At 50.3% G+C, this 24419-nt stretch carries 20 protein-coding genes and 2 tRNA genes; 7 read left to right on the top strand and 15 right to left on the bottom strand.

The features are described from left to right. Window positions 1-17: 17 nt before the first annotated feature. From IPM52_12275 to IPM52_12230, 10 genes are all read right to left on the bottom strand, one after another. Entirely contained in the window at window positions 18-1286 is a 1269-nt protein-coding gene (locus IPM52_12275; protein ID MBK9292384.1) for a T9SS type A sorting domain-containing protein, read from the bottom strand. A 99-nt stretch (window positions 1287-1385) separates the two neighbouring features. Then, window positions 1386-1458, bottom strand: a tRNA-Arg gene (locus IPM52_12270). A gap of 43 nt (window positions 1459-1501) precedes the next feature. Continuing rightward, a complete protein-coding gene (locus tag IPM52_12265) occupies window positions 1502-3322 on the bottom strand; it encodes an ABC transporter ATP-binding protein (protein ID MBK9292383.1) in 1821 nt (606 codons plus the stop codon). Then, window positions 3322-4683: an adenylosuccinate lyase gene (purB, locus tag IPM52_12260; protein MBK9292382.1), complete on the bottom strand. Its 1362-nt coding sequence runs from the start codon at window positions 4681-4683 to the stop codon at window positions 3322-3324. The genes IPM52_12265 and purB overlap by 1 nt, the downstream gene beginning before the upstream one ends. Window positions 4684-4732: 49 nt before the next feature. Beyond that, a complete protein-coding gene (locus IPM52_12255) occupies window positions 4733-5593 on the bottom strand; it encodes a DUF4249 domain-containing protein (protein ID MBK9292381.1) in 861 nt (286 codons plus the stop codon). 5 nt (window positions 5594-5598) lie between these two features. Beyond that, window positions 5599-7962: a TonB-dependent receptor gene (locus tag IPM52_12250; protein MBK9292380.1), complete on the bottom strand. Its 2364-nt coding sequence runs from the start codon at window positions 7960-7962 to the stop codon at window positions 5599-5601. 71 nt (window positions 7963-8033) lie between these two features. Further along, window positions 8034-8708, bottom strand: coding sequence for a hypothetical protein (locus IPM52_12245; protein ID MBK9292379.1), 675 nt, complete (start codon window positions 8706-8708; stop codon window positions 8034-8036). Between the two features lie 192 nt (window positions 8709-8900). Continuing rightward, window positions 8901-9638 (bottom strand): hypothetical protein, encoded by a 738-nt coding sequence (locus tag IPM52_12240; GenBank protein MBK9292378.1) that lies wholly within the window; start codon window positions 9636-9638, stop codon window positions 8901-8903. A gap of 3 nt (window positions 9639-9641) precedes the next feature. After that, entirely contained in the window at window positions 9642-10619 is a 978-nt protein-coding gene (locus IPM52_12235) for an alpha/beta hydrolase (GenBank protein ID MBK9292377.1), read from the bottom strand. A gap of 90 nt (window positions 10620-10709) precedes the next feature. After that, a complete protein-coding gene (locus IPM52_12230) occupies window positions 10710-11303 on the bottom strand; it encodes a Crp/Fnr family transcriptional regulator (protein MBK9292376.1) in 594 nt (197 codons plus the stop codon). 101 nt (window positions 11304-11404) lie between these two features. On the opposite strand from IPM52_12230, the gene IPM52_12225 reads away from it, so the two are divergent. Further along, entirely contained in the window at window positions 11405-12136 is a 732-nt protein-coding gene (locus IPM52_12225; GenBank protein MBK9292375.1) for a rhomboid family intramembrane serine protease, read from the top strand. Here IPM52_12225 and IPM52_12220 read toward each other — a convergent pair. From IPM52_12220 to IPM52_12205, 4 genes are all read right to left on the bottom strand, one after another. Beyond that, window positions 12133-12564 (bottom strand): hypothetical protein, encoded by a 432-nt coding sequence (locus IPM52_12220; protein ID MBK9292374.1) that lies wholly within the window; start codon window positions 12562-12564, stop codon window positions 12133-12135. The two genes, IPM52_12225 and IPM52_12220, sit on opposite strands and share 4 nt — an antisense overlap. Before the next feature lie 4 nt (window positions 12565-12568). After that, window positions 12569-15178 (bottom strand): hypothetical protein, encoded by a 2610-nt coding sequence (locus IPM52_12215; GenBank protein ID MBK9292373.1) that lies wholly within the window; start codon window positions 15176-15178, stop codon window positions 12569-12571. 7 nt (window positions 15179-15185) lie between these two features. Then, the gene (locus tag IPM52_12210) at window positions 15186-15650 is read right to left on the bottom strand and encodes a heme-binding domain-containing protein (protein MBK9292372.1); all 465 of its coding nucleotides are present in this window, start codon (window positions 15648-15650) and stop codon (window positions 15186-15188) included. Window positions 15651-15923: 273 nt separating this feature from the next. Next, window positions 15924-15997, bottom strand: a tRNA-Pro gene (locus IPM52_12205). Between the two features lie 262 nt (window positions 15998-16259). Between IPM52_12205 and trxB the strand changes: the two genes are divergently transcribed. The 5 genes from trxB to IPM52_12180 all read left to right on the top strand — a co-directional run bounded on the left by trxB (window position 16260) and on the right by IPM52_12180 (window position 20856). Next, complete coding sequence (gene trxB / locus IPM52_12200; GenBank protein ID MBK9292371.1) at window positions 16260-17216, top strand: thioredoxin-disulfide reductase; 957 nt, start codon at window positions 16260-16262, stop codon at window positions 17214-17216. Window positions 17217-17351: 135 nt separating this feature from the next. After that, a complete protein-coding gene (locus IPM52_12195; GenBank protein ID MBK9292370.1) occupies window positions 17352-18608 on the top strand; it encodes a hypothetical protein in 1257 nt (418 codons plus the stop codon). 78 nt (window positions 18609-18686) lie between these two features. After that, entirely contained in the window at window positions 18687-19676 is a 990-nt protein-coding gene (locus IPM52_12190) for a dihydroorotate dehydrogenase-like protein (GenBank protein MBK9292369.1), read from the top strand. Between the two features lie 20 nt (window positions 19677-19696). After that, the gene (locus IPM52_12185) at window positions 19697-20410 is read left to right on the top strand and encodes a TIGR00730 family Rossman fold protein (GenBank protein ID MBK9292368.1); all 714 of its coding nucleotides are present in this window, start codon (window positions 19697-19699) and stop codon (window positions 20408-20410) included. Then, window positions 20410-20856 carry a clan AA aspartic protease gene (locus tag IPM52_12180; protein MBK9292367.1) on the top strand — a complete coding sequence of 149 codons (447 nt, stop codon included), beginning with the start codon at window positions 20410-20412 and terminating at the stop codon, window positions 20854-20856. Before IPM52_12185 ends, IPM52_12180 begins: the two co-directional genes overlap by 1 nt. A gap of 8 nt (window positions 20857-20864) precedes the next feature. On the opposite strand, the gene IPM52_12175 is transcribed toward IPM52_12180, so the two are convergent. Further along, on the bottom strand, window positions 20865-23156 hold the full coding sequence (locus IPM52_12175) for a T9SS type A sorting domain-containing protein (GenBank protein ID MBK9292366.1): 2292 nt from the start codon (window positions 23154-23156) through the stop codon (window positions 20865-20867). A 35-nt stretch (window positions 23157-23191) separates the two neighbouring features. Here IPM52_12175 and IPM52_12170 point away from each other — a divergent pair, with 35 nt between their 5' ends. Beyond that, on the top strand, window positions 23192-24355 hold the full coding sequence (locus IPM52_12170) for a sigma-54-dependent Fis family transcriptional regulator (GenBank protein MBK9292365.1): 1164 nt from the start codon (window positions 23192-23194) through the stop codon (window positions 24353-24355). The last annotated feature ends 64 nt before the right edge of the window (window positions 24356-24419 follow it).

Here is a 24419-nt window from a genome sequence, read left to right as displayed (position 1 = left end):
CAAAGATATTGCCCGCATCATTGGTCTTTGATGCAGCGCACACTCAGGCCATGGTGCTTGTTGATGGTACCCCGCCCGAAGCTGGTTGAGTTGTGAAACATGTTGCGCAGCCACGAAAAATTCCCCTGCTGCTCAGTGGCAGACCACAACCAGCAGTAGGTTCCCATGGACTCGAACTGCCCCGACCAGTTGCGATAACCACCCGGCAAGGCGGAAAAACCGGTGCTGTTCAATGCACCTGAATTTGGTGGGTTCCAGTATGAGAACCCTTTTTCCTTGAGCTTTCCACCCACAGCAATGTTGCCAAGGAAGGCCGACAACTGACTGAACTCGGCATCGGTGGGCACATGCCAACCTTCGGGACAAAGATGCTTTCCACCATTGGTCGAAGGATTAACAGCATACCAGTTGTAAAGTGCGCCATAGGTGTCTTTGAAATCCGGGTTGAGGCCGTACCAGCAATACGCACCTGTGTTCAGGGCAACCCAGGCGCTGTTGCCGCTGACTGTGGGGATGTCGGTGCCGTCGGAATATTTGGTTGTTTTCAGATTCGAAGCCATCCACATCTGATTGCCGATCTGAACCACAGGATAGTGGTTGCCCTCGCCGTCAATGCAGTTCACAAATTCGGCGGTGATAAGGGTATCCTGCTGAACAACAGTGGGTATCAGCCTGGCGTAGTTTCCGCTTTTCAGCGTAAAAAGCAGCAAATCGCCAAAGGTGTATTGCATCTCGACTTTGTTTTTCTGGCTTTTATGCTGCAGAGCCGCCTCATTACTTTCAGTCGTTTTAACAAGGTTGACCTCCAGCGAATTCGGCTGATCGCCCGCAACGACAAATGGCCTGCGCAGCGCAAATTGTTTACCCCGGACAGTGAGCACATATGGCCCGGGACTGAGTGAACTCAGACTAAACGTTGTAAAACCGGCGGATTGCAGTTGCGCCTCAGCAACCAGTTGTCCCGACAAGGTACTGATTGCCACATCAGTAGCGGCCGAAGGCACGCCTGTTGCATTGATGAAATCCCTGGCTGGATTGGGCCACAGGTTCAGTGATGGTTCAGACAGATGCTCCACTCCAACCACACCCGACAAAACCAGGGTATCCGATCCGTTGAGGGTCAACTGGGTATCTTTGGCAAGGTTGCGAACGACAACCTGGTCCACAGTATTGGCTGCGCCCTGCCCGGCAAAGGTGACCTTGAGATGCTGGGAAAAGGCATCCGGACAGACAAACATGCCAACAAACATCAGGACTGCCGGTAGGGATGAGATAGCTTTTTTCATGGCAACAGGAAATGATGCACTAAATTAACGCTCCGGCCGAAAAATTTCAAGTGATGGGGCACAAATAAAAAAACCGCCTTTCAGCGGTTTAATCTGATGTGACCCCGGAGGGACTCGAACCCCCAACCTACAGAACCGGAATCTGGCATTCTATCCATTGAACTACGGGGCCATTCGGGCTGCAAATTTAATACGTTTTGCGAAACCTTGCTTCCTCAGGCGAAGGTCTGAAGCTCACACAATCGCTTATACACCCCTTCGCGGGCCATAAGTTCCTGATGGGTGCCACGTTCCACGATCTGACCTTTTTGCAGTACAACGATTTCGTCGGCATGTTGTATGGTCGAGAGGCGGTGTGCTATCACAAGGGATGTACGCGATTTCATCAGTCGCGAAAGGGCTTCCTGCACAAGACGTTCCGATTCGGTGTCGAGAGAGGAGGTGGCCTCATCCAGGATGAGTACTGCAGGATTGCGCAGCACGGCACGGGCAATGCTGAGCCTTTGGCGCTGACCGCCCGAAAGGTTCGACCCCCGATCGCCAATCAAAGTATCATAACCCTGAGGCAGCTGCATGATAAAATCGTGCGCATTGGCCACCTTTGCAGCTTCCACTACCTTTTCAAGGGTAGCATCCTCAATGCCAAAAGCAATGTTGTTGAATACGGTATCGTTGAAAAGTATGCTCTCCTGGGTTACGATGCCAAACAAACCTCTGAGTTTATCAATCTTCAGGTCACGGATATCCGTGCCATCCACCGTGATCCGGCCTTCGGTGACATCATAAAACCTGACCAGCAAATCAACCAGGGTACTTTTTCCTCCTCCCGACTCGCCCACAAGGGCTACCATCCTGCCTTTTCCGATCTTTAAATCTATGTGTCGCAACACCCAATCGGTATGGTATCGGAACGAAACATCCTCATATACAATGGCCTGGCTGAGTGAAGCAATATCCTGCGCATCAGGTTTTTCGGTGATGACTTCCTCTGCATCGAGCAGCTCGAAAATGCGCTCGGCCGAGGCAATCCCTTTTTGCAGGTTGTAATAAGCCTGCGTAAAAGTTTTGGCCGGTGGAATAATCTGCGAAAACACCACAATATAGGTGATAAAATCGGCGGCTCCGAGGGGCGAATTGTCGGAGAGCACCATGCGCCCGCCGAACCATAAAACGATGATAACCACTACCGACGACAGAAATTCGCTCATGGGCGAGCTGAGATCGCGTCGGCGGTAAATGCGCAACATCAGTTGCGAAAACTTCTGGTTGTGTGCTTTGAACCGCTGGTCGGAGTAATCAATGGCATTGAAAGCCTTGATGATACGCAAACCACTTATAGTCTCCTCGATGATGCTGAGCATGCCAGCCAGCTTATCCTGACCGGCTTTGCTCGACTTGCGGAGGCTGCGGCCCACCGCCCCGATGAGGTATCCGGCAAAAGGCAGAATGACAAGTACAAAAAGCGTAAGCTGCGGACTCATCGAAACCATAAAGATCAGGTAGGCGATGATCGTAATAGGGTCGCGCACAAACATCTCCAGCGAGTTCATGATGCTGTTTTCAACCTCCTGGACATCGTTGGAAATGCGCGCCATGATGTCGCCCTTTCGGTTTTTGTTATAAAACGAGAGCGGCAGAATGAGAATTCTTTGGTAAATGGCATTGCGCAGGTCTTTGGTTGCGCCCACCCTCAGCCCGGCAATGAAATAGCTGGTGAGAAAACGTCCCAGGTTGCGCAGCAAAAAAGCCGATAGCATGATCAGACAGATGTATAGCAGGGCTTTCACCTGTCCCTGCGAGATAATCACTTTGCTGATGAAGTAGTTCAGGGTAGCCAGCATGGCATCAAAGCTCAGGCTGAAAGACGGAGCTTCGGTGACCAGTGCCGTATTGCCAAACAACAGATTCAGAAAAGGTACCAGCAAGGCAAAGGTGAACAGGGAGAACAACACCACCCACAGGTTGAATACCACATTGAGCAACGCATATCCCCAATAAGGCCGGGCAAAGGAGAGCACCCTCAGAAACTTGCGCATCATGGCTTGTCGGTTGTTGCGATTCCGGTGTAATTTTCAGGAGTGACGCGTCGCAGTTCCTCTTTAATACGCTCTTCCACAGGCAGTTGATCAATAAATTGCCGCAACTCATTCATACCCGGCGCCTGGTTGGTACGGGTCAGGTCGCGAAGCAATTCGTAGGCATTGGGTACACCCTCGCGCCTGAGAATGGTTTGCAAAGCCTCAGCCACAACCACCGCATTGTGTTCGAGGTCGGCTGCAATTGCTTTATCGTTGATTATGAGTTTGCCAAGTCCACGTATGAGCGAATCGATGGCAATGAGGCTATGGGCAAATGGCACACCGATGTTTCGGCTAACGGTAGAGTCAGTCAGGTCGCGTTGCAGCCTGCTGACGGGCAGCTTTTCGGCCAGATGGGCAAAGACAGCATTGGCTATGCCAAGGTTGCCTTCGGCATTTTCGAAGTCGATGGGGTTTACTTTGTGTGGCATGGCCGACGAGCCCACCTCACCGGCTTTGATTGCCTGCTTGAAATAATCGAGCATGATGTAGAGCCAGATGTCGCGGCTCAGGTCGAGCAGGATGGTATTGATCCGGCGCATCAGGTCGAACAGCGCGGCCATATCGTCGTAATGCGCTATCTGCGTGGTGGTTTGCTGACGCTGCAAGCCAAGACGGTCGCTCAGAAACTTGTTGGCAAAGGCCACCCAGTCGATCTGCGGGAAAGCCACCGCATGGGCATTGAAATTGCCCGTGGCTCCGCCAAACTTTCCGCCATAGGAATGGGCAGCAAGCTGTGTCATTTGATTATCAAGCCTTTCCACAAATACCTGCAATTCTTTCCCGAGCCTGGTTGGGCTGGCCGGCTGCCCGTGCGTACGCGCCAGCATGGGCACATCTTTCCATTGTGCGGCAAGCCCGGCAAGTTTGTTGCGGAGACTTCGCAGGGCAGGCTCAACAATCGCATTCATGGCATCGCGCATGGCCATGGGCTGGGCAGTATTGTTAATGTCCTGCGAGGTGAGCCCGAAATGCACATACTCGCGCCAGGCGCTGTAGCCGGCTTCGTCCATGCGCTTTTTGATGAAATATTCCACGGCTTTCACGTCGTGATTGGTCACCTTTTCCGTGGCTTTGATATCGAGCGCATCTTCGAAGGAGAATTTCAGATAGAGTTCCCGTAAAAAGCGCTTTGCCTGTTCATCAACGCCTGCCAGCGCCGGAAGGGGAATCTCGGAGAGTGCGATGAAATACTCCACCTCGACCAGCACGCGGTAGCGGATCAGGGCAAATTCGCTGAAATAAATGTCAAGTGCTTCTGTTTTGTTGCGATAGCGCCCATCGACAGGCGAGATGGCAGTTAGGGCCGAAAGATCCATAATTCACCGAAATTACCGGCAAAGTTAAGCTATTTCGGCCCTTGGTACTTTAAGGCCTGTTGCCCCTGTTTTTGGGATCGCTGGTGAGGACGATGCTGCTTCGCCTGACGATGCGGGCATCGAAGAACCCCAACCCACCCTCGTGGATATTCGACATGATGTTGGCCGGAGGCCCCGAAAACAATGGATTGGATGGGCCGGATTGTGTGCGGAGTTGTAGAAAGAAATCGTAATAATCATTGCTGATGGCCGACATGACCAGGGTGAGCGTGTCACCGGTTTTCAATTCATCTCCGCGAATAAACATCACAGCCAGGCCATTGGTGGCATTGCCATTGATAAACCTGTCGTCGATCACCAGCGAACGCGAGGCAGTGTCGGTAATAGCCTTTCCGTTGATGAGCGCATCATACTTATAATAATCCGTGGTTGGAGGGTCCCAGGCATAAAGTTTCACCAGAAAAAAATCGAAAGGCTGCTGATACTCAAGAGCAATGGAATCCATCCGGAAGGCCGTGCCCGGCGAACGGATAGCGGCATTGTAATTGCTGGCACCACCAAGCTCCTCTGTCAGCCGGATGTCGAGGTTGTAAGAGGCATCGGGCAGCGCAAAAAAGTCGGGCGGGGTGGCATATGTGCCTGGTTCATCAGGCAGTTCAGTGAGGGCGAGGGTGCCATGCGGTCCGCTCAGCACCAGTTGTGCTCCCTTTATGGCCGGCGGCGCCTCATTGAAAAAGTAACTGGTTGTTTTGCTGAGCTTTACATAATGTACAGTGGTATCGGTACTTATGCTTCCATCCACCACCAGGCGGGCAAATGTGTCGTCGAGTTTTACATCGAATTTTTCGGTGCACGAAGTGGCAAACCACAGGAGTAAAGCCAGGATGAGCAGTGATCTTAATCTTTGCATGGCACTCAGAATTTGAAGTTGTAAGTTAAGGCAGGCACAATGGCAAAGAGGTAGGTCATTTCGGCGTAGGTTACATTCGGATTTTTAGGATCGGGCACGAAGTTGATTACCCAGGGATTTTTTCGGTAATAGGCGTTGTAAACCGACAGGTTCCACTCGCCTTCCCATTTTCTGCCTGGTTTGGGTTTGTTTTTCCATGTAGCCGAAAGGTCGAGGCGGTGGTAATCGGGCAGGCGGTAAGCGTTGCGGTCGGAATAAACCGGAGCTATGGTACTGCCAATCACAAACCTGCCGGTGGGAAAGGTGACCGGCGAACCTGTGGAATATACCCAGGTGGCACCAAAATTCCAACGCTCATTCAGGGTATAATTCGTCACAATGCTGATGTCGTGCGGGCGGTCGTAGCTGGCCGGATATTTTTTTCCGTTGTTGATGGCCTCGATATGCCGGAAAGTTCGCGACCAGGTATAACTGATCCATCCGTTGAGGCGACCGGCGGTGCGCCTGACAAGGGCTTCGATGCCATAGCTGTTGGCTTTGCCAAACCTGAGCTCACCCTCCAGCTTTTCGTTGAGCAGCAGGTCAGCATGATCCTTGAAATCGATGGCATTGTGGTTCAGTTTGTAAAAAGCCTCAACAGAAGCCTCAAGCGCAAGTGGTTCCCAGGCCCTGAAATATCCGGCCGAAAACTGATCGCCGAGCTGAGGTTTCACATTCGGGCTCGAAGGAAACCAGATGTCGAGGGGCGTACCTCCTGTTGAGTTTTGCGCCAGGTGAATATATTGTGCATTTCTGGTGTAGGCCGCTTTGATGGAGGAGTTAGGAGTGATCAGGAAAGAGGCACTGACGCGGGGTTCCAGGTTTGCGTAGGTATGAAACAGCTTTCCGGCAGGGTAATAGGTGGAATCGGATTGGGTAAAATTTTCGTCGAACCTGTACACCACGCCTTCGCCAATATTGCTGAAAGTACTCAGTCTCAGGCCGTACTTTAAGGTAAGCCGCTCGCTCAATTTCTGGTCATTGCTCACATACCATCCCCCCTGGAAGGCACGGTTTTGACGCATCTCAATGCGGTTGAACGGACTGTCGTTGCCTTTGCCCTCCGCCACACCGGGATTAAACCTGTGATACGTGCCGCTCAGGCCAAAACGTATGGTATTATTTTGACCGGCAAACCAGGTAAAATCTGCTTTTGCGCTGTGATCTTTCATGGAAGCAAACCAGTCGAACGCATTCGGCTGGCCTTCGGGCACGCCAAGCTGGTAATTAAATCTGCTGTAAACCAGCGATATGTTGCTGAACAGCCGGCTGCTGAACAAATGGTTCCAGCGCAGTGTGGCAGTCTGGTTGCCCCAGCCAATACCAAAATTCGGACCTTCGAAGATGTCGCGGCCAAAATATCCCGAAAGGAAAAGCCGGTTGCGATCGTTGATGATGTAGTTGGTCTTGGCATTAAAATCGTAGAAATAGAGGGTGTTGTCCTTGATTTGCTCGTTGCTTGAAAGCATCAGGAAAAGGTCGGCGTAGGTGCGCCGGCCAGCCAGCATAAAACTGGAACGGTCTTTCTGTATAGGTCCTTCAAGCGTCAGTCGGCTCGAGATGGTGCCCACCCCGCCCTGCCCGGAGAATTTCTTGATGTTGCCCTCGTTCATCCGCACATCAACCACCGACGACAGCCGACCGCCATAGGCCGGGGGGATGTCGCCTTTGAACAGCTCGACTCCTTTCACAGCATCATTGTTAAAGACTGAGAAAAAACCAAGCAGATGCGAGGGATTGTAAACCACAGCCTCGTCGAGCAGAATAAGGTTCTGATCCGGACTGCCGCCACGCACACTGAAACCCGAGCCGCCTTCGGTAGTGGCCTGAACTCCGGGCAACAGCTGAATGGCTTTGATCACATCCACCTCTCCCATGAGTGCAGGAATCTGACGAATGCTTTTGATATCCAGGCGGTTCACACTCATCTGAGCCTGGGCCAGGCGTTCCTGTGGCCTGTCGGCACTCACCACCACCTCGCGCAATTGCTTGCTTGTTTGCCCAAGGTTGATGTTGATCAATGTGTCGGCTCTCAGCCTGAACGACCGCACCTGAGGCTCAAAACCCACATAAGAAAAAGTAAGCGTATAACTGCCCGGTTCAAGTTTTAGGGCATAATACCCGTAAGCATTGGTGATGGTTCCACCACCTGTCTGAGCAATGATGGTCGCACCGATAAGCGTTTCGCCATTGGCTGCATCGCGCACATAACCGCTCACTGTGAATGTTTTACGGGCAGCGTTATCGCTTCCTGAGACCTCTCCTGCCCACAGGCTCAGACCAAAAATACATAGCAATACAAGGTTATGGAAAAAGTCTCTTGGGTTCATATGTGATTCTTGAACAGTGGTATAGGAAACAAAAGGGGGCTCAAAAGGTTTGCCGGAATGATTTTAAAAATTTAAAACGCACCAAACATGATGCCGAAGCTGAATGAGGGTGCAGAGAAATCGCCCGACTCGAAAAAGTTGCGGAAGCGAGGTGCACCGGGACCGGAAACATCCAGAAACTGCTTGTTGGAGGTAAATACGGCGCGGTACGAAAGTCCGGCCTCAAGCCGCATCCACCTGAGTGGCTGATAAGTTGCCACCACCCTGGGTTGCATCACAAAAATGTTTTCTTCAATGCGGTAGAGCTTTTGCCGGCGCCTGTCGGACATCACAGGTTTCCAGCCCGCACTTCCCCAGCCAAACATGCCTGAGGCTGAGAGGCTTAGTTCGTTTTTCAAGGGGAAAATCTTGCCCAGCCACAACCCGCCATAACTGAACTGCACCGGGTCGCCTCCATAATTCCATCCATTGACCGAATTGTCGTCGGGATGTTTGTAGTTGAGCGCCTTGTAATGGTTGGTGACCAATCCCATCCCGTAGCCACCAATGAAAAAATTGTTCCTCAGATAAGCGCCACCGCCTCCCTGAACAATACCCGTAGTGCCCATCATAGGGCTGATATCGTACAAGATACCCCCAAATCCGCCGTTGCCGTTGGATAAAGATGAACTGTTGCTCTGCGCGCTTGTAAGCTGTGCAAAAAACACACAGGCAAAAATCGTAGCTGATAATTTTTTCAGGTTCATTGTATGTAGGTTTTGAAATAACGACAACCGTTTGGCCCGATGGTTGCATCCACATCCAACGTTTCAACGCCTGGTGCATTGGGGGATTTTTGAAAATTAAACTGTCAACCAACACAATAGTATGTTAGCAGCCAGATTTTAAATTGTATAACGCCGGCCCCCATTCCGGCAAACTTAGGATGTGCTGTTTTTCTAATTTCCTTTGTTCCGAGGTATTGAATATCCAAAGTTTACCCCACCATAAAATGGCAAAGTGCCGACATCAGGAAAGGCAATTAGCCCAAGTCTGTTGGGTTGATGCTGAAATCCTGCTGTTAGGTTGAGGTGCCAATTGGGTTGAAAGTATGCAATCCCAAGTCCTGTTTGTAGTGTAATATTATTTTGGTAAAACCAGCCGTCCTTTGGCACTTTATATTTTCCATCATTGCTTGGATATAAATCCTGAAACGCATCAATAGCATATTCACTGTGTTTGATGTTTATCCAAGGTTGATAATTCAGTGAAAGATGTGGGGTAAAAACCCATTTATTTCCGTAGTATCCGGGAAGGATCTCTATTTTGAACCCCGAATTGAAATATCGTCCATTCAAATCTTCCGTTCTTGAAATATTCCAACCCAGTCCTGCAATTGACCTGAACTTATCTGAAAATGAAACCAAAGCACCCGCACCAATGCGAAAATCAAAATCAAACCCTTTTTGTGAAAATATCGGAAAGTTGGCTTGTGCGTAAAAACCGTAGCGTTCCATGAATTTACCTTGATTGTCAAATCCATAGAAATAATCGGCATTGGCATTAAGATGTGGATTTGCATTTGAGCCTACGGAAATAATATGCCTGCCTTCATTGAGCAAGCCAAAGTAGTTTTGGGCGTATGTATCTGTCACAGAGCAAAGACATAAAACGCAAATAACTAATATATTCTTCATCGTTTAATACGCTTTTAAAAATGATTTGATGGCTGCCATTACTTCATCAAATTTTTCCATATTCATTCTATGACCTGCATCCCTAATTTCAACGACTTCTGCATTTACGAAGTGTGGTCTTGAATACTGCTTTTGCATTTCATAACCCAATGAACTGCAAGAACCACCTAGAATTAAAACAGTATCTTGATAATTTTGAATGCCATCTGTGAAGTTGTAGGTAAAACCTGAGATTGGGTTTCCAAGTCTTTTGTTGCGAACGTATTCCACAAATCCCCCAACCCTATGCACTTGCCAGGGGGGCGGATTGTTACCGTCACAATGGTAGCCTGTAGTCATGGTGCTTCTCAAGATCATCATTGCCCGATAGTCAATTTGCTCGTGGTCTTTGGGGCTGATGACTTGCCCGTGTCTTGCCAAATTGTTCCAAGTGCCGTTGTCATACCTAAACTCAACAATGGTTTTGAACAACTTTTGCATATCATCGCCTGTCAGGGGCATTGGCTCAATGAGCAACAGTTGTTCAACTTTATTTGGATTTTTTGATGTGTAAAATGTGGCCAAACCACCACCCCAAGACTGTCCAATGACGGTAACTTTTTGGTTTGGGGCGTAAATGTTTTTCATTTCGTTTATTTCATCAAGGGCTGTTTGAAGGGTAAACTCATCTTCGGTGATTCGTTCCGACAAGCCGCAGCCCCTTTGGTCCCAAATCACTACATAATACTTATCGGCAAGACTTTCGCAAATATTTCGGTAGGGTCGGGTGTCGGTAAAACTGCCGTGAAGGATAAACAAAGGCGGATTAGTCGGATTACCAAATGTTCTTACGTGGATAAGTCGTTGCCGACCTGACACGTTCACAATTACACTTGGCAAATTTGGGTCTTGGTAAACCGTAGGCGGAACAAGTACTCCAATGTCGTCTATCTTCGCACAACCATGGAGAAAAAAAGCTATTATTACAAAAAGCCATTTCATATTATCAAATTTGTGAGTTTGTATCCTTGGCAAAGTTCTGTATTAAAATATAGAACATCATTTACATTTGGCAAGAAATGAAGATTTAAGTTATTTTTTGGAGCCTCGTAATCGACTTAGCGAAGTTGGCGTTAATCCTAAAAAAGAAGCAATATAGTAGTGTGGGATTTCATTTTCGAGCTTGGGATAGTTCTTTCTAAACCATTCCAATTTTTCAATTCCCGAAGCGGTTAGTAATATCTTTTCTCTTTCCGCCCTTTTAAAAGCGTCTTGCATCATTACTTTAAAACCAAATGCTTCTAAGTCTTTGTTACCTTGCATGGTAGCTTCCATCTCTTTGTTAGAAAAAAACATTACTGTAGCTTTATCGCTAATTACTTGCAGATTTACAAAAGACATGAAATCAACACTTCTCAACAGAGCAGGGGTAATGGCTTGGTTTGCAAGGAAAAAATCGGTCGTAAATTCATCCCCTCTTACATTGGTTAAAAACTTCCTGATAATACCTTTTAAAACTACAAATTGATATTTTACCTGCTGTCCTGAGGTTTCAATTAAAGTGTCTTTTTCTAATGTTCTAATTTCTGTCGCAGATGCAAGAGCAATAGCTGTTTGTTTTGTAATAGGGGAAATTTTGCTTAAAGTAATTTTTATAGTGTCGGAGCTTGATAATTTGTCATTCATTTTCTTATGATTGAGTCATTCATAAAAAAGCACAAAACATGCCATAAAACTAAAAAAAGAGGCAGATTTGATAACTTTGGCCAACAAAAATCCGGCACGCCATGCGACCTGAAGAAAAAATGATCCTGCGTAGTTTCCTGTTTCCGGGTTTGATGGTGGTGCTGATGTGGTCCATTCATTTGTTCACACAGCTCTCCGGGATCAGTCTCACATTTCTGGGCATTCATCCCCTCAAGCCTGAAGGCCTGCCCGGTATTCTACTGGCCCCTTTCCTGCATGCCGACTGGAAACATCTGGGCGCCAACACCATCCCCATGCTGGTTCTGGGGGCTGCATTGTTTTACTTTTACAAACCGCTGGCATGGAAAATTCTGGCCCTGAGCCTGTTGGTAACCGGATTTTGGGTTTGGACGGGTGCACGTGGCGGGGTGCACATTGGCGCCAGCGGACTAATTTATGCCCTTGCTGCCTTTTTGTTTGTGAGCGGGCTGCTCCGGCGCGACACAAGGCTCATGGCAGTTTCGCTGATCGTCGTATTTCTCTACGGCGGAATGGTATGGGGTGTTTTTCCCGATTTCCTTCCTCAAAAAAACATCTCGTGGGAGTCGCACCTATTTGGCGGCATCAGCGGCATCATGCTCGCACTCTACTACCGTACCGACGGCCCGCAGAGACGAAAATACTCCTGGGAACTCGAACCCGAAGAGGAAAATGACGAATCCCCTGCCGCGGAAAGCACCGATGACGACACACAAAAGCCATATTGGCAGGTGCCCGAACCCGATCGCGACAGCCTGGATGTGATTTACCACATCAGAAAGAAAAACAGCTAAAAGCGGTAGCGCCTGACCACATAGGCACAGCTGCCGGCCGAAGGCTGTTCTACAGCCTGATAGCCAAGCCTTTCGATACCGGCTTGCTTTTTCGTGAAACGCAACAACAATACCGGCTCCACCATCACTGTCATGGCCATATCGCTTCCCGGAGGCACACAGGATGACGAACCAGGCTTGTACCAAAGTTCCACAGGACGAAACTTGTTGATGCTAAGCGCCTTTACAGCTTCTTCCAGCTCAAAGCCATTGCCCTGACTACCTTCAAAGTCAAATGCGTAGTAAAAGCCTTCGGGAAACACATAATCACCCCCTGAGTGATCCTCAGCTACCGGCTGGGGGAGCGACTGAATGGCAGATTTGCCGCTTTTGCATGAAGGCATCAGCAGGGCAATGGCCAGCGTAACAAGGAAAGCTAATCTTTTCATGTGGCTAATATAACTGATTTGTTGACTGTCCGAGCAACAACCCGTTGAAAAGCAGTTTGAAACTGCCCCTGGTGTTGGCCCTGAACTGTGGGTTGAACCCCATGACCACTACCTGCCCTTTGCCCTTTTTCATCCAGACAACCGCAGGTTTGCCCTCAAGCAATTCTTCCTTTTGGGCGTACCCGCTGAGCACGAGATTCGATTTTGCATAGGCGCCAATAACCCGCCTTTCCATATCCAGCGCAGGCAGTGACGTGGCAAAGACCGGCTCGCCGCGGGTAAACACGTTCAGGTTTCGGGAAATACCGAACGTAAGCGGATGATTTTCAATTACATTCAGCTGCATCAATGTTCCTGGCACGTAAAGACCTTGTTTGATCAAGTCGTCTGCTACATTACGAAATGGCAATCTGAAGTCTTCTTTTGCTCCGCCTGATGCAATAGTATGCGTGCCCTCGAACAAGGCGGCCGAAGCGCCCCAGCTCAATACCACACCGCCCTGATCGACCCACTCCATCAATTTGTTCAGGCCGTCTTTTCCCATGCCGCGGGCATAACCCGGGGGGAAATTGGCCGGTGGAGCAGCTGCACCCTCGCCCTGCCGTCCTTCGAGCAACACATTTTTTGAGGCCGAAGGAAATACCAGGACCTCAATGCCCGCCGGGACCCCAGTTGCAAGATCAGCCGGCCGGAATAGCTTATACTTGATCCCATAAGTATCGAAAATATATCTCGTCCAGCCGGCATCCATGTCGTGAAACCAGGTTTCGACCAGTCCGATCGCAGGCGCTTTCAGCTTCTTTAGCTCTGCGGCAGGCTTCGAGTGCAACACGATCGGCACGAGTCCATCAGGAAGCTCTGTGCCTTTCAAAGCAGCCGATTCCACCACAAAAGTTCCGGCCGGCAACTGTCTGCCATCTGTTTCGAACACCGCTTCGGCACGGTGCACAGCCTTGCCTGCCGAAAGCAAACCAAATACAAGCTGATAGCTGGTGTTCTGCGATGGACTTAGTGCCAGTCCCCAGTATCCGGGAGCAACGGAGGTTGCGGGCCTGTACTTTTCCACCTCGCTCAAACTCGCCTCCAGGTCGGCGTTTCGCTGGTTGAGCTCGTGGCATTCCAGCCCAAGATGCAATGGCAATGACCACGAGGTGATGTCGTAGGGACGGATAATTTCACCACCTGGTACATACCTTCGCACAGGGAATTCCTGCTTTTCCATCACTTCTTTGATGAATGCCCTGAACGGCTGGGCAAGAGGCACCACTACGCTGCCCTCAGGGAAAATCATATTTCCGTGACGCACTTCCGAGCTTGTAACAAAAGTGCGCACTCCGTGCGAGCGCAGCAAATCAACAAGAAAGGTCAGTTCACCAGGATCATTCTGTGTGGGCGGCAAAACATAATAATATGGAGGCTTTGTGCGTCCGGTTTCCACCATCTTGACAGTGATATCGTGCCTGAAGCGCAGCAGGCGTTCACGGTGGAGTGCAGCCGTTTCGACCATAGCCCACATCGAACTGATCTCGTACCTCACTATGTCCGACAATCGCCACCACCCTCCGGGCCAGGGATCGGGCATGTTGATGCTTTTCTTATACTCGCCAAGCCCTTTCCCGATCACGCCAATCTCCTGAGGCTCCACATAAACCGGCGAGGCAAGGTGCACAGATGCCGCCTCCGTAAGCATCCCTATGGTATTTTTCCACAGACAAGTTTCTGTATGTCCTGGCCAGTAATCGTCGAAAAGATAGCGCTGGGTCACACCTTTCAGGCTGTCGGCTGTCATCCTCTTCATCATGGCCGCACCAAAAACACCCATCCAGTTGAGCAGTCCGGCATCCACGTTTTCGGCTATCGGATCGTGAGGTGGGGGCACAAAATAACGCACCCCCGTAGCTCCCATCTGATGCTTCTCGACCATCACCTGCGGAAACCATTCGTGGCTGAACAGGCGGCTGATGGCCCGGGTATCTTCCTGCGTAAGCATCACAAAATCGCGGTTGTTATCGTGACCAATGTATTTGTGATATACCCCGGGCATCTGGCTGCGCTCGTATTTTGTGCCTTTGTATTTGTTGTAATGGTCAACCACCATATCCATTCCGTCAGGGTTGTGGCTTGCCACAATCATCACTACTGTGTTCTCGAGCCATTTCAACTGTTGCGGATCGGAAGTCACAGCCAGTTCGTAAGCCATCAGGGGTACCGATTGGGAAGGTCCCACTTCGGTGGAGTGCATCGACATGGTAGCCACTACAAACACCTTCCCCCGGCTGATAAGTGACTCAAGCTCCGCCGCCGGGATATCTGTCTCGAGCGCTAGCCTCCGGTTGATCGCCTTGAGTTCTTCCAGGTTTCTGAGGTTTTCGGGTGAGGAAATCAGCAGCATGTAAATGTCCTTACCCATTGGCGAACGCCCGATCGTAACCATCTTTAGCCTGTCGGATTCCTGCTCAAGTTTTTTCAGATACGAAATCATGGCATCATAGCTGAAAAGCTGGCGATCGTCGCCGGGGCGGAAACCAAACCAGGATTCCGGGGTCGTAAGCTTTTGCGGAAAGACCTCCGTAAAAAGACCCAGCATCAGAAGAAATATCATTAAACGCTTCATAACTGCTTCAATTGAGGCTTAACTGTATCTGAGCACTTAAAGAATCGGCCCAATGAATAATCATGCTGCGTTGTGCTCCGCTGAGCTTGGCCTCGCTATGCATGAGAAGATAGGCTGCCGGTGGCATTTCGGCCTGCTGAAGCACCTCCTTGATTTCCTGCAGCTTGTGCAATCTTTTTTCTTTGTCATAAACCGTCCACTGCGAAAAATCCAGGTGTTTCTTTCCATTCTTTACGTGTTGGGCAATCATCCACGACACCGGCGCAACGCTGGCATACCAGGGATAGGTCGTGCGATCGGAATGACAGTCGTAGCAGGCCATTTTAACTGTGCGAACCAGTTCAGGATTGGTCTCGGTCAGGTAAAACACATCGTATCGGCTTTCGACTGTGGCAAGGTTGCGCTCGGGACGAACAAACTGCATGGCGCCAAAGACCAGCAGAATAGCAATAATGATGACATATTTGCGCATGGTTGAATGGTTTTTGGATAGGCCAAATGTACTCCTTTCGATAAAAAAAAGAAATGCCCATCAGGAATACGGCAAAAAACACATCTCCCACAATCAACATTGCCCCGCAGGGGCGAAATATCAGAGGCCCCAGCGGGGCTTATGTCCGGAACACGCCCTCCCCTAAAACACCATAAAACCCTGATTTACCGTTCTTTATCCCTTGATTTAACCATGATCAATGAGGCAAAGAAAAGGCAACAAAAAAACCCCACCATCTGGTGAGGTTTTGTGTCGGAGCGGCCCGACTCGAACGGGCGACCGCTTGCACCCCATGCAAGTATGCTAGCCAACTGCACCACGCCCCGATTGCAATATGCGGTGCAAAGATAATATGTTTCTCTTCAGTCTGCAACACTTTTTAAACTGCAAGATATAACAACCTGTTTTAAAGCGCTTTAAACATCTATGCAAAATAATTTTGATTTTCTGCGCCAAAATTTCACCTATCTTTGAAGCGCATAAATATCACCCTGCAAACTTCCGACAGAATGGCAGACATTCGCCGGATTCTGCCTGCAGGCCTTGTATGGCACAATTTATGAGAAGCTAGAAAATAAATCAAAATCCATGAGTAAAAATCCAGAACATGTGGAATGCCTGATCATTGGTTCAGGTCCGGCCGGTTACACTGCGGCTATCTATGCTGCCAGAGCCGATATGCACCCGGTGATGTATATGGGCATACAGCCCGGTGGTCAGCTTACAACCACAACTGAGGTAGAGAATTTTCCGGGCTATCCCGATGGGATTACAGGGCCGGAGATGATGGAACAGCTCAAGCGCCAGGCCGAGCGCTTCGGGACAGACGTGCGTTGGGGGATGGTGACAGAGGTAGATGCATCGCAGCGTCCGTTCAGGGTAAAGGCCGACGATGGGGCAGAGTTGCTTGCCGAAACCATCATTGTGGCCACAGGAGCAACCGCCAAATATCTTGGCTTGCCCTCGGAAGAAGAATTTAAAGGCGGAGGCGTTTCGGCCTGTGCCACCTGCGATGGCTTTTTCTACAAAGGAAAAGATGTTGCCGTGGTGGGCGGGGGCGACACAGCCGCCGAAGAAGCCACCTACCTGGCAAAGCTTTGCCGCAAGGTGTACCTCATTGTGCGCCGTGATGAGCTCCGCGCCAGCAAAGCCATGCAAAAACGTGTGTTGAACACCCCCAACATCGAAATCCTCTGGAATCACGAAACCAAGGAGCTCTTTGGCGAAAAATCGGGCTTCATGAAAACCCTGAAAGGCGCTGTGCTCAAAAACAACAAAACCGGGGAAGAACGCGTAATTGACATCGACGGTTTCTTTGTTGCCATCGGCCACAAGCCTAACAGCGAGCTCTTTACCGGAATACTCGACATGGACGAAACCGGCTACATCATTACCAAACCCGACAGCACAGCCACCAACGTCCCGGGCATTTTTGCCTGTGGCGACGTGCAGGACAAGGTGTTCAGGCAGGCTGTCACAGCTGCCGGCACAGGCTGCATGGCTGCCCTGGAAGCCGAGCGCTTTCTGGCCGCACAAAACGATTAATACTGATTTTACACTTTGAACTCCCGGGCTGCCAGTTTTGGCAGCCTTTTTTTACAATGCAGCTATTGTTGTTAAATTATTAACAATCACCTTGCATTATTCCTACCTTTGCAGCCGGAAAAGATAATCGTTGATATGCTTTGGAGACATAACTGTAATTCGCTTATATCCAAATATTTAACCATATATTTTGGTATTCTGCTAACCCTTGCAGGAACAAGCTCCCGGGCCAATGAACCCCAAAAAGCGACCTTCAAGCCCTATGGGTTTGTAAAATTCGCCGCGTGGTTCGATTCGCGCCAGGTGGATGGCAACCGTGATGATTTGATGCTTTATTATCCCTTGAACCGGGTGATTGGCAATGGAGGCGAAGATCTGAATGCGCGTCATTCGCTCAACTTCAGCGCCATGAGCACAAGGGTCGGCATGAAGATAACCGGCCGCGATGCACTGGGAGCAAAAACCAATGCGCTGATCGAAAGCGACTATACAGGCGCAGGCAGCAGCATGTCGAATACTTTCAGGCTCAGGCACGCTTATGTCAATCTGCGTTGGAAAAAAACTGAGCTGTTGTTGGGGCAGTACTGGCACCCGATGTTTGTGCCTGAAGTTTTTCCTGATTTGTATTCACTGAATACGGGTGCGCCCTTTCAGCCATTTATACGCAATCCGCAGGCCAGTTTGCGCTATTATTCCGGGGCCAGCCGTTTTGAACTTTGCCTCATCACACAACGCGACAACACGAGCGATGGCCCCAAAGGACGCAGTGCAGAATACCTGAAAAATGCCGCTCTGCCAAACATCCACCTGCAATGGCAACTCAAAAAAGATCAGCTTGTGCTGGGCTTGGGATACGACTACAAAAGGCTGATGCCACAAATTGCCACCCCCGCCCTTTATCGGCAGCGCGAAACGGTTGAAGGCCACTCGCTCATGGCTTTTGCTAAAACCGGCACCAACGAATGGAACTGGCGCATCAAGGCTATTTACGGGCAAAACCTGACCGAGCACCTGCTGCTGGGCGGTTATGCCGTGCGATCGGTTGAATACGGCACCAACATCCAAAGCTACACCCCGACAAATCACCTTTTTCTTTGGTCGGAATTGTGCCTGGAAAAAGGTCCGCTGCATTATGGAATTTTTGCAGGTTACGCCCGGAATCTGGGCACCTTGCACGAAAACACCGGCAAATACTACGCCAAAGGTCACGACATTGCACAGCTGATGCGGTTCAGCCCTATCTTAAGCTACACCTCCGGCCCACTTAAGCTGGCCGGCGAAATGGAATATACCAGGGCTTATTACGGTACCCCCGACAATAAAGGAATTGTAAAAAACACGAGAGCCATTGGCAACGTCCGGCTCACTGCTGCCGCCATCTACAGCTTCTGATCATGTTATTTTTCTTTAAGCTGAGGCGAACACGCTGCTTAATCCACTAATTTTACTCAAGAAAAAGTTCATGCCATGATCGACCTTTCATGCACTTATATGGGTCTGCAGCTTCACAGCCCCATCGTAGCAGGTAGCTCAGGTTTTACCGACAGCCTGGTTAAATTGAAACACCTCGAACAGCAAGGAGTGGGTGCGGTGGTGCTCAAATCAATTTTTGAGGAAGAAATCATTCACGAATATCACCACGTGCTGAGGGAGGAGGCTGAAAAAACCGGCAGGGAAGAATTTCTGGATTATCTGGATGTGCGCCTGCGTCGCGAAACCCTCGACAGGTATCTGCAGTTGATCCGCGATGCCAAAAAGTCGATCGACATCCCCATCATTGCCAGCATCAACTGCAAATCGGCTTATGAGTGGATGACTTTTGCCGAAGAGATTGAAAAGGCAGGTGCAGATGCACTTGAGCTCAACGTCTTTGTGATGCCCTCAGCCATTGGAAGGAGCAGCGAGGACAACGAAAAGATTTACTTCGAAATCGTGAAACAGGTCAGGCGCCGCATCAGCATTCCCATTGCACTTAAAATCAGCTTCTATTTTTCCAACCTGGCCCAGTTTGCCATCGACCTGTCGAACAGCGGCATCGCTGCCCTGGTGTTGTTCAACAGATTCTACAGCCCGGATATCGATCTGGATAAACTCCAGGTCAATCAGGGGCACGTATTGAGCAGTCCGGGAGAGCTGAGTATGCCCTTGCGCTGGATTGCCATGCTGCACGGTCGGATGGGTTGCGACATGGCCGGATCGACCGGCGTAGCCGACGGAAAAGCAGTGGCAAAACTGCTGCTCGCCGGAGCCTCGGTGGCACAGGTGGCATCGGCTTTCTACAGGCATGGCATCGGATATGCCTCGGTGATGCACAACGAGCTGCGCGAATGGATGGAACAACACGACTTCAAAAAAATAAGCGACTTCGCCGGAATGCTCAGCCAGAAAAAAATTGCCGACCCTTCGGTGTATGAAAGGGTTCAGTTTATGAAGTATTTCAGCGACAAAGACACCCTCTGAAAACAAACAATTACACTTTGATGAACAGCGAGAATCAGGAAAGACTTATACACGAGGCTTTTAAGCCCAAAACCTGGAGCGAAATCAAATCGCACGACTCCTGGTCGGTATTCAAAATCATGGCCGAATTTGTCGAGGGTTTCGAAAAGCTGGCCAAAATCGGACCTTGCGTGGCCATCTTCGGGTCGGCACGCACCAGGCCAAGCCACAAATATTACCGGCTTACGGAAGAAATTGCCTATCTGCTCACCAAGAAAGGCTTTGGCATCATCACAGGCGGCGGTCCGGGCATCATGGAAGCCGGCAACAAAGGGGCACACTTTGCCGGAGGCAAATCGGTTGGCGTGAACATTGAACTCCCATTCGAGCAGGCCCCGAATCCTTTTATTGATAGGGACAAATACATTGAGCTTCAGTACTTTTTTGTCCGAAAGGTGATGTTCATGCGCTATTCGCAAGGATATATCGTATTGCCCGGCGGATTTGGCACCATGGACGAGTTGTTCGAAGCCATCACCCTCATACAGACCCAGAAACTGGTGAAATTCCCCATTGTGCTGGTGGGTAAGGATTACTGGTCGGGGCTCATCGCCTGGATCAAAGAAGTGATGCTGGCCGAGCACAACATTTCGCCCGAAGACATGGAAATCTTCAGCCTGGTGGATACTGCCGAAGAAGCGGTCAAAATTATCGAAGACTTCTATAATAAATACGCCATAAAGCCCAACTTCTGATGCGCACGTTGACTACCAGCTTGCCTATCATGCTGTTACCCATCGAGCAAGACGGATATCATCTGCTCATCGAAGGCCGGATCAACGGAAAAAAAGCAAACTTTCTGGTGGATACCGGTGCATCGCGCACGGTGTTCGACGAACAGGAAATCATGAACTACCTGGACGAGGCCAGTTTCGAGGACAACGAAAAGCTTTCCACCGGACTGGGAACGAACGACATGCCCAGCAGGGTAACGACAATTGCACATATCCGCTTTGGCCGGCTCAACATATTCGATTACACTTCGGTCATCATCAACCTCAGCAATGTGCACCTTTCCTATCAGGCGCTCGGCCTGCCGCGCATTGTTGGCGTACTGGGCGGCGATTTGCTGCATGCTTACCGTTGCCGCATCGATTATGGCAAGCTCCGCATCACTTTCCGTCTCGACAACGAAAAATAACATCCAAATCAACGACTGATCACAAGTCGGGATGACTGAACTTTGCCGGAAGGCAGATAGATGGTTATCAGGTAAATGCCCTGTTTTAATCCTGAAACATCCAACGAACCAAGTCCGGATTGAACATTCATGTTGCGACGGACAAGTGTTCTGCCTGAAACATCGGTGAGCTGCAATAAGATTTTGCAATCTGTCGGGTCGGCCAGCCTGAAGCGCACCAAGCCCGATGCCGGATTGGGCCACAAAAGCAATGGTTCTTTTGTGTGCTCACCCTTCCCGGGTAGCACATTGGCCCGGGCATTCCAGAGCTCAAGCCCACCGCTGAAGTTGCCTGTGACCATTTGCAGCTTCTGACCCCCGTCGAGCCTGCCAATGTAAGCCGCCGAACGATAACCGGAGCTGACTGCAGCAACAATGGTGTCGAGGATGCTGTGCCAGTCGTCAGAAGGGCTGAACACCCCATTCAGGTTGTTACGGATCTGATCGAAAAGCCAGATGCGTCCCTGCTCACTGCCCACCACCAGCATGGGTCGCCCGTCTGGTGCATAAAAACCCTGTGGTACACTGAAACCATCGTACGAAAGGCTGTAGTCGGTCACATCGACACCACCCAAATCATTGGTAACATACTGAAATACAAGCGAATCTCCCAGTTTCGATCCCTTTAGAAATATAATCTTTCCATTGCGGGAGCCTATCATCAGATCCTGAATCCTATCTTCATCCAGGTCGAAAATGGCCGGAGCCGACCATGCGGGGGTCTGAATTCCGCCAAAATTGAGCAAAGGGGCCGACCATGAGCCCGGCGATTGCTGTGCTACATAAATCAGTCCCCCGGTCTCACTGCCAACCAGCATATCCGGCAGGCCGTTGCCGCTGATATCTGCAAAGGCGGGCACAAGACCGCGGCGACCCAGAAGCGAAAGCCGGGCAAGGTCACGCTCCGTAAGCTCGAACTGTAAACCTTCGTCCGAAGGCTGCTGCGTGAATACATGGATGGAAGACTCGTATGCAGCATGGAGGGTATTGCCATTGAACCACGACCTCAGGTAACGGCCGATGTTTCCGGCCACGATGTCCAACAGCCCGTCGCCATTCAAATCAACAAATACCGGATAAGCCCCCGAACCAAGATCAATGGTCTGGTCTTGCAGAAAGCGCTTGGTGTGAAGTCTGAAAACCGGCTGGTTTTCAGAGCCTTCGTTAAGATAGAGCCACACACTGGAGTAGTTTTCTGTGACGTTGTAATTTGGGTCGAAAGGCGAAACGATCAGGTCTTTCAATCCGTCGTTATTGACATCAATGAGATAGGCCCCGGGCATGGAGTAAAGCCTTACGGGCACATCGTACGACGGAAAGGCGGTGTCCTGCGCCACGATGAGCGCCGACTGCTGGGTGCCACCATTGGTCAGCAGGTTCAGCCCGGGATAATCCACATCACCAAGCAACAGATCCGGCAGTCCATTTCCGGTAAAATCGTGCAGCAGCATTGTAGCTCCGCGGTGGCGATGGCCGTTTCGCGCACTTCGGAATAAGCAGGTATCCAGAAAGATTGTATTGCTTTCCTCACTTTCCGCTATTCTGCCCCAACAGAACGAAGTTTTCTCAAAAATAAGGGAGTCTGAATGGCCGTAAAGCTCACGGGAGCGGTTGGTATGTTGTTCCACAAAAGTTCCAAGTGCCCAGAAAGTAAGCAGGTCCAGGTCGCCATCGCCATCAAGATCGGCTATGCCGGGCTGGTCGGCATTGGTAGAAATGATGTTGACATATCCCCCGCCCTGAAGCGAGCTCAGAAAGGGTTCGACAACGGGTGTAAACTGAGGGTAAAGCTTTCCGGTGTTTCGAAATACCCTGATTCCTGCCCAACCTGGCGAATAGGTAAAAAGATCGGGACGGCCATCGCCGTCATAATCGGCAAATACCACCCAATCGCTGGCCTTGGGGAAAAACCTGACAAATTCCGGCGCCCAGCGATAGCTGATCTGACCCGGAATGCCATCGTTCACAAAACACAACCAGCGGTTCCCGCGCCGGTCGAACACCACAAGATCATCCACTCCGTCGGCATTCAGATCAATAGCCGCAAACTGGCAGGCATCCAGCCCCCCTGTCCATGGAAATTTCAGGAAACCTCCACCGGAGTGCACTTTCCAACCAGCAAGCTGTGCCGTAACGGAACAACTTAAAGTTGAAAGCAATACAACCAGTGCAAATCTGAAAACTAACAACGGCCTCGACATCCTCACAAAAATAAGCAATTGGCTGATGTGAGCTGTTTGCTGCTCCGGCGGATGCTCCATTGAAGGAGTATGCGTAATTTTACAGCAAAAAGCTCATGCCACGTATCCTGATCATTGACGACGAAATCAGCATCCGCCGTACATTGCGCGAAATTCTGGAATACGAGAAATACAAGGTTGACGATGCCGCCAACGGACCTGAAGGCATAGCCCTGGCTAAAGATCACGATTATGACGTGATATTGTGCGACATCAAAATGCCCGATATGGATGGCATTGAGACGCTCGAAGCTCTGAAACAGATTACCGACAGCCCGGTGGTGATGATTTCCGGCCACGGCACCATCGAAACTGCTGTCGAGGCCATCAAAAAAGGCGCTTACGACTACATCAGCAAGCCGCCGGACCTCAACCGGCTCCTGATCACCCTGCGCAATGCCATGGACAAGTCGCGCCTGGTGAACGAAACCAAAGCTTTGAAAAAAGTCGTCAGCAAGCAGTACGAGATGGTGGGCAAGTCGGCAGCCATCAACGAAATCAGGGAGATGATCGGAAAGGTGGCTCCCACCAATGCGAGGGTGCTGATCACCGGCGAGAACGGCACGGGCAAGGAATTGGTTGCCAGACAAATTCACGAACTCAGCAACCGGTCGCACGCCCCATTCATCGAAGTCAATTGTGCTGCCATCCCTTCGGAGCTCATCGAGAGTCAGCTTTTCGGACACGAAAAGGGTTCATTTACCTCGGCCATCAAGCAACGTAAAGGCGACTTTGAGCTGGCCCATGGCGGCACCCTTTTTCTCGACGAAATTGGCGATATGAGCCTGGCCGCTCAGGCCAAGGTGCTCCGGGCATTGCAGGAAAACAAGATCACACGGGTTGGGGGCGAAAAAGAGATTCCGGTGGATGTACGCATACTGAGTGCTACAAATAAAAACCTGCACGATGAGATTGCAGCGGGGAGGTTTCGCGAGGACCTATACCACCGGCTGAGCGTGATTGTGATTCATGTGCCCCCGCTGCGTGAGCGGGCCGATGATATTCCATTGCTCGTGGCCCATTTCACCGAACTCATCTCACAACGTATGGGCAAGCCGGCAGCCCGCTTTACTGACGAAGCCCTGCTCGAAATGCAACAATACCGCTGGACCGGAAACATCCGCGAATTGCACAATGCCGTGGAAAGGCTGGTCATTTTGGCAGGTCCGGTTGTGAGCCGCGAAGATGTGCTGCGTTTTGCGCGCCCCTTCAATGGTTGATTTTATTATTTGACTTGGGCTGCAAACCGATGTATCTTTGCATCGGCATAAAATTTGATGAGTG

The sequence above is a fragment of the Bacteroidota bacterium genome (genome assembly GCA_016715945.1).
Classification (GTDB): Bacteria; Bacteroidota; Bacteroidia; order Bacteroidales; family F082; genus JALNZU01.
This window is presented reverse-complemented; position numbering and strand designations above follow the sequence as displayed.

Bases quoted from the DNA above. Each gene is read 5' to 3' on its own strand.
- IPM52_12250 (MBK9292380.1), bottom strand. From the start codon at position 7,962: ATGAACCCAAGAGACTTTTTCCATAACCTTGTATTGCTATGTATTTTT.
- IPM52_12245 (MBK9292379.1), bottom strand. From the start codon at position 8,708: ATGAACCTGAAAAAATTATCAGCTACGATTTTTGCCTGTGTGTTTTTT.
- IPM52_12215 (MBK9292373.1), bottom strand. From the start codon at position 15,178: ATGAAGCGTTTAATGATATTTCTTCTGATGCTGGGTCTTTTTACGGAG.
- purB (MBK9292382.1), bottom strand. From the start codon at position 4,683: ATGGATCTTTCGGCCCTAACTGCCATCTCGCCTGTCGATGGGCGCTAT.
- IPM52_12195 (MBK9292370.1), top strand. From the start codon at position 17,352: ATGCTTTGGAGACATAACTGTAATTCGCTTATATCCAAATATTTAACC.
- IPM52_12220 (MBK9292374.1), bottom strand. From the start codon at position 12,564: ATGAAAAGATTAGCTTTCCTTGTTACGCTGGCCATTGCCCTGCTGATG.
- trxB (MBK9292371.1), top strand. From the start codon at position 16,260: ATGAGTAAAAATCCAGAACATGTGGAATGCCTGATCATTGGTTCAGGT.
- IPM52_12230 (MBK9292376.1), bottom strand. From the start codon at position 11,303: ATGAATGACAAATTATCAAGCTCCGACACTATAAAAATTACTTTAAGC.
- IPM52_12240 (MBK9292378.1), bottom strand. From the start codon at position 9,638: ATGAAGAATATATTAGTTATTTGCGTTTTATGTCTTTGCTCTGTGACA.
- IPM52_12255 (MBK9292381.1), bottom strand. From the start codon at position 5,593: ATGCAAAGATTAAGATCACTGCTCATCCTGGCTTTACTCCTGTGGTTT.
- IPM52_12185 (MBK9292368.1), top strand. From the start codon at position 19,697: ATGAACAGCGAGAATCAGGAAAGACTTATACACGAGGCTTTTAAGCCC.
- IPM52_12175 (MBK9292366.1), bottom strand. From the start codon at position 23,156: ATGGAGCATCCGCCGGAGCAGCAAACAGCTCACATCAGCCAATTGCTT.
- IPM52_12210 (MBK9292372.1), bottom strand. From the start codon at position 15,650: ATGCGCAAATATGTCATCATTATTGCTATTCTGCTGGTCTTTGGCGCC.
- IPM52_12180 (MBK9292367.1), top strand. From the start codon at position 20,410: ATGCGCACGTTGACTACCAGCTTGCCTATCATGCTGTTACCCATCGAG.
- IPM52_12265 (MBK9292383.1), bottom strand. From the start codon at position 3,322: ATGCGCAAGTTTCTGAGGGTGCTCTCCTTTGCCCGGCCTTATTGGGGA.
- IPM52_12225 (MBK9292375.1), top strand. From the start codon at position 11,405: ATGCGACCTGAAGAAAAAATGATCCTGCGTAGTTTCCTGTTTCCGGGT.
- IPM52_12235 (MBK9292377.1), bottom strand. From the start codon at position 10,619: ATGAAATGGCTTTTTGTAATAATAGCTTTTTTTCTCCATGGTTGTGCG.
- IPM52_12275 (MBK9292384.1), bottom strand. From the start codon at position 1,286: ATGAAAAAAGCTATCTCATCCCTACCGGCAGTCCTGATGTTTGTTGGC.
- IPM52_12170 (MBK9292365.1), top strand. From the start codon at position 23,192: ATGCCACGTATCCTGATCATTGACGACGAAATCAGCATCCGCCGTACA.